Here is a 13,646-nt window from a genome sequence, read left to right on the forward strand (position 1 = left end):
ATTAGGCAAAAAGCCTAGAAAATGGTATAATTGAATAGACTGTGAATGATTTGAAAGGGAACTCTATGCAACATGTTTTTATTATCGGAAGTCGTGGGCTTCCGGCTCAATATGGCGGTTTTGAGACTTTTGTGGACCAATTGGTTTCGCATCAAGTGTCTTCAGATATCCAGTACCATGTTGCTTGCCTTTCTAATGATCAAGCTTATCAACATTTTGACTACAAGGGTGTGGATTGTTTTACGATTAAAGCCCCTAAGCTTGGGCCTGCGCGTGTCATCGCCTACGATATGATGGCCATCAACTATGCCTTGAAGCTTATTAAGAAACAAGGAATTGAACAGCCAATTTTTTACGTCTTGGGCAATACAATCGGAGCCTTTGTGGCACCCTTTGCGCGTAAGATCCATAAAATGGGTGGCCGATTCTATATCAACCCAGATGGACTGGAGTGGAAGCGGGCCAAGTGGGCCAAGCCGATCCAAGCCTATCTCAAGTATTCTGAAAAGATCATGACGCGCCATGCTGACCTGGTAATTTCAGACAACCCAGGTATTGAGTCCTATATTAAGAAAGCTTACCCGTGGTCTAAGACGACCTATATTGCCTACGGAACGGACCTATCTCCGACCAGCCTAAGCAGTCAGGATAATAAGGTCCGAGAATTCTATCACAAGTGGCAGACTCAGGAGAAAAACTATTACCTAATTTTGGGCCGCTTTGTTCCAGAAAATAATTATGAGACCGCCATTCGTGAATTTATGGCCTCTTCCACCAAACGGGATTTGGTGATCATTTGTAACCAGGAAGGCAATCCTTATTTTGAGGAGCTCCGAGCTCGAACTGGATTTGATCAGGATCCTCGTGTTAAGTTTGTAGGAACGGTCTATGATCAAGACCTGTTGAAGTATATCCGTAAAGAAGCCTTTGCCTATATCCATGGTCATGAAGTGGGCGGAACTAATCCTGGGCTCCTAGAGGCTCTCGCTCATACGGATCTGAATTTAGTTTTAGGAGTCTCCTTTAACCAAACGGTTGCAAAGGATACGGCTCACTATTGGACTAAAGAAACTGGGAATTTGGCACATTTAATTAACCAGGTCGATCCCTTAGAAGATGTATCTGAATGGGGGCAACGTGCCAAGGCTAATATGAAGCAAAACTTTACCTGGGAAAAAATTGTAGGTGAGTACGAGGAATTATTCTTATTATGAAAGTAAATATCTTGTTGTCCACCTATAATGGTGAACAGTATCTAAAAGAGCAGGTCAAAAGTATCCAAGACCAGACCTATCAAGACTGGCAACTCTTGATCCGAGATGATGGATCGACAGATGGTACGGTGGAGATCATTCAAGAGTTGGTGGCCCAGGATGAGCGCATTCGCTTTATCAACCAAGGAACTATCGAAAATCTCGGTGTTATCAAGAGCTTCCATGCGCTTCTGAAATATGAAAAAGCTGATCTTTATTGCTTCAGTGACCAAGATGATGTCTGGCTTCCTGAAAAGATTGCTCTTCAAGTAGCAGAAGCCGAGAAGCATCCTCAAGAAGTGCCTTTGCTGGTCTACACAGATTTAAAAGTGGTCGATGAAAACTTGAATGTGCAGCATGAGAGTATGATTCGCACCCAGTCTGATCATGCCAATACCGAACTGATTCAAGAGTTGACGGAAAATACGGTAACTGGCGGAGTTGCCATGATTAACCACGCTCTGGCGGAGTTATGGACAGGTCAAGAAAAACATGCGCTCCTTATGCATGATTGGTATTTGGCCTTGTTGGCAACTGCCTTTGGGAAGCTCATCTATATCGATCAACCAACAGAATTGTACCGTCAGCACAGTAGCAATGTTCTGGGTGCTCGAACCCTCAGAAAACGGGTTAAAAATTGGATCCGACCCCATGTGCTGTTTGCCAAGTATTGGAATCTCATAGAGTCTAGTCAAGAACAAGCAAAAAATCTATTGGATCTGCCTGTCAGTTCCCAAACTAAAGAAATTATTGAAAACTTTGTCACCATTATGGATGTTCCACTAAAAGAACGTCTGAGACGGATTCGTCAGTATGGTTACCGGAAGAACCGAGCCTTTCACACCTTTGTGTTTACCAGCTTGATTCTGACAAAGTTTGCATATCGAGGTAAAAAATAATGTTTGACGTTTTTAGTCAGAAAAATCGAATTTTATTACGAGAGTTAATCAAAACAGACTTTAAATTACGCTACCAGGGATCAGCAATCGGTTATCTTTGGTCGATTTTAAAGCCCCTGATGACTTTTACGATCATGTATATTGTCTTCATCCGATTCTTACGCTTGGGTGGAGATGTGCCCCATTTCCCAGTTGCCCTCTTGTTGGCCAATGTAATCTGGGGCTTCTTCTCAGAAGCAACATCTATGGGGATGGTGTCGATTGTTAGTCGAGGCGACTTGTTGCGAAAATTGAACTTCTCCAAACACATCATTGTCTTGTCTGCGATTTCAGGAGCAGCCATCAACTTTGTTATTAACCTTGTAGTGGTCTTGATTTTTTCATTCTTCAATGGGGTGACATTCTCTTGGACAGCTTTGATGGTCATTCCGTTGTTCTTTGAGTTATTCTTGATGGCGACAGGATGCGCACTGATCTTAGCGACATTTTTTGTTCGTTTCCGTGACTTAGGTCAAGTATGGGAAGTACTCCTGCAAGCAGGCCTATATGCGACGCCAATTATCTATCCGATTACCTTTATTGCAGACCGCAATCCATGGGCTGCTAAGTTGGTCATGATGAATCCTTTGGCTCAAATTATTCAAGACATGCGTTATTTCTTGATTGATAAGGCCAACACCCCTGTCTGGCTTTTGGTGGAAAATAAGTTCTTGGTTCTGATTCCTTATGTCTTGCCAATTCTTATTTTTGTTGCTGGCTTTGCTTACTTTAACAAACATGCTAAGAAATTTGCGGAGATTCTCTAATGACAGATAAACAAATTGCAGTAAAAGTAGACCATGTCAGCAAGTACTTTAAGTTGCCAACAGAGGCAACCAATAGCCTTCGAACTGCCCTGGTCAATCGCTTCAAAGGAATCAAAGGATACAAAGAACAACATGTTCTTAAGGATATTTCTTTTGAAGTAGAAAAAGGAGACTTTTTCGGGATCCTCGGAAGAAATGGTTCTGGAAAATCGACTCTTTTAAAAATCATTTCTGAAATCTATGTGCCAGAAAAAGGAACCGTCACTATAGATGGGAAACTGGTGTCCTTTATTGAGCTTGGAGTGGGCTTTAACCCAGAGCTGACTGGTCGAGAAAATGTCTATATGAACGGGGCTATGCTGGGCTTCTCGACAGCTGAAATTGATGCCATGTATGATGATATCGTAGACTTTGCTGAGTTGCATGAATTCATGAACCAAAAGCTCAAGAACTACTCATCAGGGATGCAGGTTCGTCTAGCCTTTTCGGTTGCCATTAAGGCCCAAGGGGATATCTTGATTTTGGACGAGGTCCTCGCAGTAGGAGATGAAGCCTTCCAACGCAAGTGTAACGATTACTTCCAAGAACGAAAGAAATCAGGGAAAACCACGATTCTCGTTACCCATGATATGGGAGCCGTCAAGAAATATTGTAACAAGGCTGTTTTGATTGAGAATGGTTTGGTGAAGGCCATTGGTGATCCTTTTGACGTTTCTGATCAATATAGTTTTGACAACTTGGAATCGAATTCACATTATCATGGAGATGAAGATGAGGGCTTGGTCACAACAGAAGTTGAAGATTTTACAGCTAGATTGCTTTCTCCTAAGAAAGTAACTCCTGATGATGAGGTGGTGATTGAGTTTTCATTTAATCTATTAGATGAGTCTGTTAATCCTCACATAGCCTTTTCATTTGTTGATATTTCTACTGGAAATGGACTGTACAACGATAATTCCATGGATATTCCATTATCCGGTATCGGTGCTAAAAAAATTACTTATAAATGTAAGTTGCCGTACTTTAATCATGTGAAGTTAAGACTAGTAGCATTTTTAAGAGATGAAAATCAAGAAAACTTAGCAATATTGTCAACAACGAACCCTCCAGTCTTTTCAATAGATCGGGTAGTCGATCGAACAAATCGTTCGGAGTTGGATTCTTCGACTGGTTTGTTGATCCGTCAAGGTAAGTGGGAATAATTTCTTTGGTGTAGGCTATGAAAATTTTATTTGTATCTCCTGTTGGAGCCATGTTTAGTGGAGCAGAAGTATCAATTGTGAACCTAATGAAATTGTTGGTTCAGCAAGGTCACGAAGTTTATAATGTGATACCGGATAATGCCCCACACATTGATAAAGACTATCTCCGTCATATGGATACAACTGGAATTAAATTATTTCAGTTAAAAACCAATCAGTGGTGGTGGCCTGAATCTAAGACGCTGAACATTTCAGAGTTAGAAATCCAAACTTCTCAACAAAAGAATATTGAGGAAGTAAGAGAAATTATCCGGAATGAACAGATCGAATTGGTCATTTCGAATACAGTCAATGTGTTTCAGGGGGCCATTGCAGCTGCATGTGAAAAGATCAGACATTTTTATATTATTCATGAATTTCCTTTTGGCGAGTTCGGTTATTATAAGGACCTGATTCCTTTAATTGATGATTTGTCTGATAAAATTTTTGTAGTAGAAGGGGAATTGTACCACACTCTAACGAATTATTTTACGACTGACAAATTGATTCCCTTTATTCCCTATACAGAAGTTCAAGAGCGTCCTCTTAAGAATTCTACTATTTCTCGTTTTGTATCCATCAGTGGTATTAACGAACGAAAAAATCAGCTTGAGTTACTTGCAGCCTATAATCACTTAAATCGGAAGGAGATCGAACTGGTCTTCATCGGAGGATGGGATGAGCAGTACAAAAAGTTGATGGATGACTATATTCAAACGCATCATCTAGATCGTGTGACTTTTGTTGGTTTTCACTCGGATCCATGGTCCTTGGTGACAGATAAAGATATCCTCGTCTTGCCTGCTAAATTAGAAACATTTTCTTTAGTATTTGTGGAATCAGTCCTCAATGGAGTTCCGGCAATCATTTCCGATAATTTAGGTCATTTGTCTTCAAGTAAATTTTTAGAATCTGGGAATTTATATCCACTAGGAGATAGCGATCTGCTAAGTCAACAAATGGCTACAGTGATTGAGAATTTTGATAGCTATAAAGAAAAACAATTACTGGATCAAGAACTCGCTCGAAAGAAATACAATCTCGAGACCATTTGTGCTGTTTTTAAAGATAACATTGAAGTAGAAACGCCAATTGGTAACCAAAAGCTATCTTCCAAGTATGCTCGATTTTTGGGGATGAAATTCAATAATCGTGATCTCGAAGTGATTGGTAAATCTCAAGTAGTGATTTCAGCTTCACACGATGGACTCCACTCAGCCTACCATGAAATAACAAAAGAGAGAATGGAAAATAGGGGCTCTATTATCTTCCAGCTTGAAAAGGAAAAGAGTCTAAAAATATTACTTTCGGAATTTCCGGGATCCTATAAAAAATTGTCATTGATTGCATTGGAGGATCAAAGAGAAATTCCTCTTGTAACTTCAAACGGAATTGATTTCGAGGATGTTTTGGTTTTCTTTAATACCCATCCACATATTCTGTTTGATCTTTCGAATAGTTCGGGTAATCAATTTCAATTCTCCTATGAAAAAGAAAGTGACGAAGAATTTAGCAGACACCTATTCAACTTACATGAGAATTATAAAAAGTTATCTCATGAATACAATTCCATCATCCATTCTCGCCGTTGGACCATTCCAACAAAGATCTTGAAATTCTTTAGAATAAGGAAATAATATGCAACGTTTACTTTTATATGTTCACTACAATAAGTTTAATTTTATTAGTGGGCATGTACTTTACCAATTAGAAAACATTCGTCCCTTGTATTCACGGGTGGTCTTTATCTCCAATAGTCAGCTACCAGAAGATGTGAAGTCTAATTTAGTAGCACAGCATCTGGTAGACGATATTCTAGAGCGCCAAAATAGTGGCTTTGACTTTGCGGCTTGGCGGGATGGAATGAAGACAGTCGGCTTTGATCAACTGGCTCATTTTGATTCGGTTACCCTCATGAATGATACCTGCTTTGGACCTCTTTGGGATCTAGAACCAATTTATCAGCAGTTCGAACAGGATAATGAAGTGGATTTCTGGGGAATGACCAATTACCGGAAAGACAAGGATTTTAACGAGCATATTCAGAGTTATTATCTTAGCTTTAAAAAACAGGTTATTGAATCAAGTACTTTCCATGAATTTTGGCAGGGAGTTCAAGACTTTACCAATGTTCAGGATGTGATCGATAACTACGAAACCAAGGTCACAACGAACTTCTTGGATGCAGGTTTTCACTATAAGACGGTCTTTGATACCATTCATGAAGACACCACAGGGATGCTTTATCCAGACTTTTCTTACTATAATCCTACAGCGATTCTCAATCATAAGGTTCCTTTCATCAAAGTAAAAACCATTGCAAACAATGAAGGAATTATGCCTTATATTTTTGATGAGTTGGAGCGTGTATCGAACTACCCATTAGACTTGATTCTCAACCACATGTCTATGATCGATCGTCCGGACTATCCTTATCTCTTGTCTCGTAAGTACTTGAAAAACCAGGAATTAGCTGGAGAGTTCGGTAAAAAAGTTGCGGCTCATCTTCATGTCTTTTATGTGGACCTCCTGGAAGAATTTCTAGATGCTTTCCAAGCTTTTCATTTTGCCTATGACTTATGGATTACGACAGATGTAGAAGAGAAGAAGCAGGCCATTGAGAAAATTCTTTCTCATCGAGCACAAGATGCCACGGTTGTGGTGACTGGAAACATTGGACGGGATGTATTACCAATGCTGCTCCTAAAAGAGCAACTCTCAAAATACGATTATGTTGGCCATTTCCATACCAAGAAATCCAAAGAAGCAGATTTCTGGGCGGGTGAATCTTGGCGAAAAGAATTGATCGAGATGTTGGTCAAGCCGGCTGATCAAATCCTGGCCAATATGGAGGCTAATCCAAAAGTCGGAATCACTATCGCAGATATTCCAACCTTCTTCCGTTACAATCGAATAGTGGTTGCCTGGAATGAAGCCCTCATTTCACCAGAGATGAACAAGCTCTGGGAACGGATGGGAGCGACCAAGACGATTGACTTCAAAAATCTCAATACCTTCGTTATGAGTTATGGGACTTTTGTTTGGTTTAAATACGATGCTTTGAAACCACTCTTTGACTTGAATTTGACAGCAGCAGATGTTCCAGCAGAACCTCTACCACAGAATTCAATCCTTCATGCGATTGAACGCTTGTTGATCTATATTGCTTGGGATCAAAAATATGACTTTAGGATCTCTCAAAACCCACATGTTCTGACACCGTTTATCGATAATAAGCAATTGAACAATCGTGAGGATCTCCAACCGCATACCTTTGTGGACTTTAATCAAATAGGAGGGATTAAAGGGGCCTTGAAGTATATTGTGATTGGACCAGCAAGAGCTGTGAAATATATACTAAAAAGAATGATAAAGAAAGTGAAATAATGAAACGGAAAAAAGAGTTTAATGTTAAAGAATTTATCCTCTCAGCATTATCGAAAGTCTCAAGAACTCAGTGGTATTATGGGGTTACTTTCGTTCTATTTTCTTTTTTTAATTTTTACCTAGCTCAGAACAATCTTGCAGTACATAACAAAGCAACGGGGACTGTCCTACAATATGTCAATTTTTTAGGAATTCTATTTGGAATTAGTTTCCTATTGTTAATTCCAATATTATCCCAATTTAATTTTAAAAAATGGTTTCCATTAAAGTTGATTGTCAGTTATTTGGTCTACAATACCCTTTCTTATTTGACGGAAATCACAATTTATTTGAATAATCCGAAATACAAGGTTTGGAATTTTGATCAGAATCCATTCTTTAGAACGGACTCCTTCCTAGTCATTTTCCTTCTGTTTGCTCTGACAGGTGGTTTGGTTCTATTAAGACAGCATTATGATAAGCTACCGAGTCGGAAAAAAGGAGGAGAAGAGATTGGCGAGAACTATCAGTATCTGGTCTTGTCGCAACTCTTGATCACCTTTATCGTAACAGACAAAAATTTTTCGACCCTTATTTATAGGACAGATAATTTTTTGTATAAAGCCTTTGAAATTGGCAAATACTCAGCTCAGCAATTTTGGTTAACAAATGAATTCTTATACATTCTATTTCCATTGATTTCCTTACTTGGATTCTTGTATACAAAAGGGCAGCGAGATTTCGTCAAGAACAAACCGAGTTTCTCTTTAGTGTTCTTCTCTAGTACCACTATTGCAATTGTATTGAATTATTTTATCCAATTCAGTTTAGGTCGAACAGAACCCTTCTTAGGCGTTCATTACACGATTCCAGATGCCATCTTATTTCAAATTCTCATTCTGACAGCGATCCTTATCTTTGTTTACCTTTGTATCAATCAATATTGGATTGCTACCTGTCTCATTTCCGTTGTATCTATAGCTTTTGTCATTGCAAATTCCATCAAGTTTGGCATGAGGAATGAGCCAGTTTTACCAAGTGATTTAACTTGGTTGACCAAACCAATGACGCTTTTGAGCTTTATGGACAAAGGGCAAATATTTTACATCTTTTTATTGGTGGTCTTTCTGGTTTGTCTACTGATTGTCGGGAAAAAGTACCTCTTTAAAGGAAGAATTATTTCTTCATGGAAAATACAAATCGGAGCTATTGCAGTGATGCTCTTATGTTTTAAGAGTGTCAATGGGATATTCAGTGATAAAGAAAACGGGAAGATCAAGGCTAATGTACCAATTATAAGTACCCTGAACAATTACCAGGATATTAATTGGCTAGGGAATACGACCAATGCTCGTTATAAAGGATTGTCTTATGTTTGGATGAATCAATTGACGACGGAGGTTGTTCCAAAACCGGATGGTTATTCCAAAGAACGTCTTGAGAAAATAGCTCAAAAATATACCAACTTGTCGAATGAGATCAATAAGGAGAGAAGTAACTACTTAAACGATCAAACGGTTATCTATATTCTGAGCGAAAGTTTTTCTGATCCTAGAAAGGTTGAAGGTGTTGAGCTCACGGAAAACCCGATTCCAAATATTGAAAACATTATGAAAACCCACACGAGTGGTCAAATGCATTCAGATGGCTATGGTGGTGGAACAGCAAATATGGAGTTTCAAACTTTAACAAGTTTGCCATTCTATAATATATCACCAACTGTTTCGGTATTGTATACAGAGGTATTCCCTAAAATTCATGATGTTCCTTCTATAAGTAATACTTATTCTAGCAAAAATAAAATAGCTATTCATTTAGCTGGTGGAGCAAATTATTCTAGGGACATTGTATATTCAAGGCTGAATTTTAGCGACTTTATCACGATTAATACTAAGGGGATAACTGTTAGAAAAGAAGGAATTAGTCCGAGTGATGAATCCACCTATAATATTGTGCTAGACAATTTAAACGACAAAACCGGACAATTCTTTTCTGTGATGACCATGCAAAATCATACCCCATGGTTAGAAGCAAACCCAGAAACCTTGGATGCCAAAGGTAAAGGTTTTAGTGATGAAGAAAATTCAAAACTGACTTTCTATAGTCGCTTGCTTTCACAAACTGACACCGCCACCCAATCCTTCCTGGAAAGTCTTTCTAAAATAGATAAGAAGATTACAGTGGTATTTTATGGGGATCACTTACCAGGTCTCTATCCTGAGTCGGCCTTTAAGAATAATCCGGAGAGTCAGTATCAGACAGATTACTTCATTTGGAGTAATTTTGATGCACCGAAATTGAACTATCCTTTGGTCAATTCAAGTGATTTCTCTGCTATGGTCTTTGAACAGACCAATTCAAAAGTTTCGCCTTACTATGCTTTGTTGACAGAAGTACTGAAAAAAGCAAGTGTCGATAAAAAGGCCTTGGAAGGAGAAGCACAAGAAATTGCAGAGGATTTGAAAATGGTTGAATACGACTTGATTAGTGGGAAAGGTTACCTTTCTAAAGACTTCTTTAAAGTCCCAACCAACAAATCCAATTAAAAGGAGTGCTAGCAGGTAAAAATCTTTGTGATTTTGGCTGTCTGGCTCCCTTTTTTTTGTTTTTTATGCTAAACTATTAGATGGGGGTACGCTCATGATTAAGATATTTGGAAAGGTCCATTATCATTGGCAACCGGACTTATCTATTCTTGTGACTTATTGGTCCATTGCAGTGATTCCGGTCTTTATTGGACTGGCCTTGATGTATGAGAGCTCTAGTGTGCCAACGCTAGTTTTGTTTTCGTTCTTTTTATTTATGGTCTTGCTCGCGATTGGGGTCCATCGTTACTTCACGATCTATGAGGATGGGATCTTGCGGATTATTACAGCCAATCCTTTTACTCCAATCAAGGTGAAGATTGACTCGATCGAAAAGGTCGAAGTAAATAAGAAATCGATCAAGCTCATATTTAATGATGGATCGCGCAGTCGAACATTCTGTATGCGTAAATGGCCGAAAAAATACTTTATCAATGCACTTGCCTTAAATCCTTATTTTAAGGGAGAAGTAATCCTGACGGACAATTTCATCCATGTGGATTACTACGAGATGTATTATGCAAACAAATAAAAAGCCCTCTTAATCTTTTAAGAGAGCACGAGTGGGGCATTCTTTAATAGCCTCGAGAACATCGTTTGTGACAGGGACTTCCTTTTCAAGGAGGTCGTCCTCTTCAGCAGCAAATTTAACGATGCCATTGTCATGGTAATCAAATAATTCAGAATAGGTCTGACAGAGACCGCAAGCGATGCAACGATCTGGAATTAACGTAACTTTCATACTTCTATTGTAATGATTTTTACGAGAAAAAACAAGGAGGAAGTCATGGCAAAAGAACCATGGGAAGAAGATATTTACGATGATGGAGAAGAAACATTGAAAAGAACAAGTAAGTTAAACGGAATCAAGGCAGATCGTCTATTGACGATTTTAGCCATTATTTTCTTTGTAGTAGTAGTGGCGATGGTCTGCTTGTTGATTTTCCTTTCAACAGGCGGTAGCAATAAATCAAAACAAATGTCTGGTTTCTACAATGGAGAGACTAAGGTTGAACAGAAATCATCAGCCCCTGCAGCACAAACTGACCAAGCGGCTAAAGACGATAGTTCAAAAGATGAGAACTCTGAAGAAGGCACAATCACTGTTCAAGCAGGTGAAGGGGAAGCAGCGATCGCTGCACGTGCTGGTATTTCCATTGCCCAATTGGAACAGTTAAATCCATCTCACATGTCTACAGGATCATGGTATGCGAATCCTGGTGATGTCGTTAAGATTCAGTAGGAGTTGAAGACAGCATGAAACAAATTCAAATTGCCATTGATGGACCGGCTTCTAGTGGAAAGTCCACAGTTGCAAAGATCATTGCCAAGGATCTAGGCTATACGTATCTAGATACGGGGGCTATGTATCGTGCAGCGACATATCTAGCTTTGCAAAATAATCTGACAGCTGAACAGGTTGATGACCTCTTAGCCCTTTTAGATCAGTATCCAATTAGTTTCGGTCGTTCAGAAGAAGGAGAGCAGCTTGTCTTTGTAGCAGACGTGGATATTACCCACCCAATTCGCGATAACCAAGTGACCAACAATGTTTCATGGGTTGCAGCGCTTGCTCCAGTCCGTGAAAAACTTGTCACTCTACAGCAAGAAATTGCAGCAGAGGGGGGCATCGTTATGGATGGACGCGATATTGGGACAGTCGTCCTTCCACATGCAGAGTTGAAGATCTTTTTGGTCGCTTCTGTTGAGGAGCGGGCAGAACGTCGTTATAAGGAAAATGTTGAAAAGGGCATCACAGCGGATCTTGAATTGTTGAAAAAAGAAATCGCTGAGCGGGACTATAAGGACAGCCACCGTGCCGTTTCTCCTTTGAAACCTGCAGCTGATGCGATTCATTTTGACACAACGGGTGTTGGAATTGCAGACGTTGTTGCATTTATTGAAGAAAAAGCAAAAAAACTTCTTGACAAAGAATAAAAAACTTGATATCATATAAAAGTTGAGAAAAGCAGAAGTGAGAACTTCTCGCCTTGTGACGCAAGTTGCCTGGCCCCTACGGATCAAGTTTCAGTAATGAAATACATCATGTAGTTCGGGCCTGTTTTGCAGGTCCGTTCTTTGTTTTTCTCGAATAATAAAAAAGAGGTGAAAACCATAGCAAAGCAAGACTTATTCATCAATGATGAAATTCGTGTACGTGAAGTTCGCTTAATCGGTCTTGAAGGTGAGCAATTGGGTATCAAACCACTTAGCGAAGCGCAAGCACTTGCGGACGACGCTAATGTTGACTTGGTTCTCATTCAACCTCAAGCTAAACCTCCTGTTGCGAAAATTATGGACTACGGTAAGTTCAAATTTGAGTACCAGAAGAAGCAAAAAGAACAACGCAAAAAACAAAGCGTTGTGACCGTGAAAGAAGTTCGTTTGAGCCCAGTGATTGATAAGGGTGATTTCGATACAAAACTTCGCAATGCTCGCAAATTCCTTGAAAAAGGAAATAAAGTGAAGGTATCCATTCGCTTTAAGGGTCGTATGATTACCCACAAAGAGATTGGTGCTAAAGTTTTAGCCGACTTCGCTGAAGCGACACAAGATGTGGCGATCATCGAACAACGAGCTAAGATGGATGGACGTCAAATGTTCATGCAATTGGCGCCAGCAACTGACAAGAAATAATCTGTCAGAAAGTTAAAAAAAGGAGAAAATATCATGCCAAAACAAAAAACACACCGCGCATCAGCTAAACGTTTCAAACGTACAGGTTCTGGTGGACTTAAACGTTTCCGTGCTTACACTTCTCACCGTTTCCACGGAAAAACTAAGAAACAACGTCGTCATCTTCGTAAAGCATCTATGGTGCATGCTGGAGATTTCAAACGTATCAAAGCAATGCTTACTCGCTTGAAATAATCGCGTATTCGTAAGTAAAGAATTCTAGGAAATATTGGAGGAAATATAAATGGCACGTGTTAAAGGTGGCGTTGTATCACGCAAACGTCGTAAACGTATTCTTAAATTAGCTAAAGGTTACTATGGAGCTAAACATATCTTGTTCCGTACTGCAAAAGAACAAGTAATGAACTCTTACTACTATGCATACCGTGACCGTCGTCAAAAGAAACGTGACTTCCGTAAATTGTGGATCACACGTATCAATGCGGCAGCTCGTTTGAACGGACTTTCATACTCACAATTGATGCATGGTTTGAAATTGGCTGAGATCGAAGTTAACCGTAAAATGCTTGCTGACTTGGCTGTTAACGATGCAGCAGCTTTCACAGCTCTTGCAGATGCAGCTAAAGCAAAACTTGGTAAATAATGTTTATAATAGGCTGGGCAAAAGTTGTCCAGCCTTTGATGTATGATAGAAATAACTGTATGACGCAGTGGTTGATTGGTATCTTTATTCGCTTTTTAAGCTCTAAAGATGACCTAATCAACTGTGCGGGGGTGGAAAACGAACTCTTTTTTACTAGTCAGAGTTCTTTCCCACTCCCTTTTTTTCTTGCTGATTTCATGCTATAATGAAAATAAT

General features: G+C 39.4%; 14 protein-coding genes and 1 other annotated feature. Of the genes, 13 read left to right on the forward strand and 1 reads right to left on the reverse strand.

Features of this window, described 5'->3' with window-relative positions:
- Positions 1 to 65: 65 nt before the first annotated feature.
- The 8 genes from cps2T to HMPREF2918_RS08440 all read left to right on the forward strand — a co-directional run bounded on the left by cps2T (position 66) and on the right by HMPREF2918_RS08440 (position 10,682).
- Positions 66 to 1,214, forward strand: coding sequence for a beta 1-4 rhamnosyltransferase Cps2T (gene cps2T / locus HMPREF2918_RS08405; RefSeq protein WP_049490924.1), 1,149 nt, complete (start codon positions 66 to 68; stop codon positions 1,212 to 1,214).
- The gene (locus tag HMPREF2918_RS08410) at positions 1,211 to 2,152 is read left to right on the forward strand and encodes a glycosyltransferase family 2 protein (protein WP_049490925.1); all 942 of its coding nucleotides are present in this window, start codon (positions 1,211 to 1,213) and stop codon (positions 2,150 to 2,152) included. Before cps2T ends, HMPREF2918_RS08410 begins: the two co-directional genes overlap by 4 nt.
- Positions 2,152 to 2,958 (forward strand): ABC transporter permease, encoded by an 807-nt coding sequence (locus HMPREF2918_RS08415; RefSeq protein WP_003003247.1) that lies wholly within the window; start codon positions 2,152 to 2,154, stop codon positions 2,956 to 2,958. The genes HMPREF2918_RS08410 and HMPREF2918_RS08415 overlap by 1 nt, the downstream gene beginning before the upstream one ends.
- Positions 2,958 to 4,160 carry an ABC transporter ATP-binding protein gene (locus tag HMPREF2918_RS08420; RefSeq protein WP_049490926.1) on the forward strand — a complete coding sequence of 401 codons (1,203 nt, stop codon included), beginning with the start codon at positions 2,958 to 2,960 and terminating at the stop codon, positions 4,158 to 4,160. Before HMPREF2918_RS08415 ends, HMPREF2918_RS08420 begins: the two co-directional genes overlap by 1 nt.
- A gap of 17 nt (positions 4,161 to 4,177) precedes the next feature.
- Positions 4,178 to 5,836 carry a glycosyltransferase family 4 protein gene (locus tag HMPREF2918_RS08425; protein ID WP_049490927.1) on the forward strand — a complete coding sequence of 553 codons (1,659 nt, stop codon included), beginning with the start codon at positions 4,178 to 4,180 and terminating at the stop codon, positions 5,834 to 5,836.
- A gap of 1 nt (position 5,837) precedes the next feature.
- Positions 5,838 to 7,586: a rhamnan synthesis F family protein gene (locus HMPREF2918_RS08430; RefSeq protein WP_070595206.1), complete on the forward strand. Its 1,749-nt coding sequence runs from the start codon at positions 5,838 to 5,840 to the stop codon at positions 7,584 to 7,586.
- The gene (locus tag HMPREF2918_RS08435; RefSeq protein WP_070595208.1) at positions 7,586 to 10,111 is read left to right on the forward strand and encodes an LTA synthase family protein; all 2,526 of its coding nucleotides are present in this window, start codon (positions 7,586 to 7,588) and stop codon (positions 10,109 to 10,111) included. Before HMPREF2918_RS08430 ends, HMPREF2918_RS08435 begins: the two co-directional genes overlap by 1 nt.
- A gap of 94 nt (positions 10,112 to 10,205) precedes the next feature.
- Complete coding sequence (locus tag HMPREF2918_RS08440; protein ID WP_023917814.1) at positions 10,206 to 10,682, forward strand: EbsA family protein; 477 nt, start codon at positions 10,206 to 10,208, stop codon at positions 10,680 to 10,682.
- A gap of 9 nt (positions 10,683 to 10,691) precedes the next feature.
- Here HMPREF2918_RS08440 and HMPREF2918_RS08445 read toward each other — a convergent pair whose 3' ends face one another.
- Positions 10,692 to 10,892, reverse strand: a complete 201-nt coding sequence (locus tag HMPREF2918_RS08445; protein ID WP_003003472.1) for a ferredoxin — start codon at positions 10,890 to 10,892, stop codon at positions 10,692 to 10,694.
- Between the two features lie 45 nt (positions 10,893 to 10,937).
- Here HMPREF2918_RS08445 and HMPREF2918_RS08450 point away from each other — a divergent pair, with 45 nt between their 5' ends.
- From HMPREF2918_RS08450 to rplT, 5 genes are all read left to right on the forward strand, one after another.
- Entirely contained in the window at positions 10,938 to 11,393 is a 456-nt protein-coding gene (locus HMPREF2918_RS08450; protein ID WP_003006692.1) for an SAG1386/EF1546 family surface-associated protein, read from the forward strand.
- A 14-nt stretch (positions 11,394 to 11,407) separates the two neighbouring features.
- Positions 11,408 to 12,088 (forward strand): (d)CMP kinase, encoded by a 681-nt coding sequence (gene cmk / locus HMPREF2918_RS08455; protein ID WP_049482459.1) that lies wholly within the window; start codon positions 11,408 to 11,410, stop codon positions 12,086 to 12,088.
- 23 nt (positions 12,089 to 12,111) lie between these two features.
- Positions 12,112 to 12,240 (forward strand) — a sequence feature (ribosomal protein L20 leader region).
- 16 nt (positions 12,241 to 12,256) lie between these two features.
- A complete protein-coding gene (gene infC / locus HMPREF2918_RS08460) occupies positions 12,257 to 12,787 on the forward strand; it encodes a translation initiation factor IF-3 (protein WP_003003721.1) in 531 nt (176 codons plus the stop codon).
- Positions 12,788 to 12,820: 33 nt separating this feature from the next.
- The gene (gene rpmI / locus HMPREF2918_RS08465) at positions 12,821 to 13,021 is read left to right on the forward strand and encodes a 50S ribosomal protein L35 (RefSeq protein ID WP_003003453.1); all 201 of its coding nucleotides are present in this window, start codon (positions 12,821 to 12,823) and stop codon (positions 13,019 to 13,021) included.
- Between the two features lie 49 nt (positions 13,022 to 13,070).
- On the forward strand, positions 13,071 to 13,430 hold the full coding sequence (gene rplT / locus HMPREF2918_RS08470) for a 50S ribosomal protein L20 (RefSeq protein ID WP_000124830.1): 360 nt from the start codon (positions 13,071 to 13,073) through the stop codon (positions 13,428 to 13,430).
- Positions 13,431 to 13,646 lie beyond the last annotated feature (216 nt).

The sequence above is a fragment of the Streptococcus sp. HMSC065C01 genome, from assembly GCF_001813525.1.
GTDB lineage: Bacteria > Bacillota > Bacilli > Lactobacillales > Streptococcaceae > Streptococcus > Streptococcus parasanguinis_V.

Excerpts from the sequence above, each read along its gene's own strand:
- cps2T (WP_049490924.1), top strand. The coding sequence starts at position 66 with ATGCAACATGTTTTTATTATCGGAAGTCGTGGGCTTCCGGCTCAATAT.
- HMPREF2918_RS08410 (WP_049490925.1), top strand. The coding sequence starts at position 1,211 with ATGAAAGTAAATATCTTGTTGTCCACCTATAATGGTGAACAGTATCTA.
- HMPREF2918_RS08415 (WP_003003247.1), top strand. The coding sequence starts at position 2,152 with ATGTTTGACGTTTTTAGTCAGAAAAATCGAATTTTATTACGAGAGTTA.
- HMPREF2918_RS08420 (WP_049490926.1), top strand. The coding sequence starts at position 2,958 with ATGACAGATAAACAAATTGCAGTAAAAGTAGACCATGTCAGCAAGTAC.
- HMPREF2918_RS08425 (WP_049490927.1), top strand. The coding sequence starts at position 4,178 with ATGAAAATTTTATTTGTATCTCCTGTTGGAGCCATGTTTAGTGGAGCA.
- HMPREF2918_RS08430 (WP_070595206.1), top strand. The coding sequence starts at position 5,838 with ATGCAACGTTTACTTTTATATGTTCACTACAATAAGTTTAATTTTATT.
- HMPREF2918_RS08435 (WP_070595208.1), top strand. The coding sequence starts at position 7,586 with ATGAAACGGAAAAAAGAGTTTAATGTTAAAGAATTTATCCTCTCAGCA.
- HMPREF2918_RS08440 (WP_023917814.1), top strand. The coding sequence starts at position 10,206 with ATGATTAAGATATTTGGAAAGGTCCATTATCATTGGCAACCGGACTTA.
- HMPREF2918_RS08445 (WP_003003472.1), bottom strand. The coding sequence starts at position 10,892 with ATGAAAGTTACGTTAATTCCAGATCGTTGCATCGCTTGCGGTCTCTGT.
- HMPREF2918_RS08450 (WP_003006692.1), top strand. The coding sequence starts at position 10,938 with ATGGCAAAAGAACCATGGGAAGAAGATATTTACGATGATGGAGAAGAA.
- cmk (WP_049482459.1), top strand. The coding sequence starts at position 11,408 with ATGAAACAAATTCAAATTGCCATTGATGGACCGGCTTCTAGTGGAAAG.
- rpmI (WP_003003453.1), top strand. The coding sequence starts at position 12,821 with ATGCCAAAACAAAAAACACACCGCGCATCAGCTAAACGTTTCAAACGT.
- rplT (WP_000124830.1), top strand. The coding sequence starts at position 13,071 with ATGGCACGTGTTAAAGGTGGCGTTGTATCACGCAAACGTCGTAAACGT.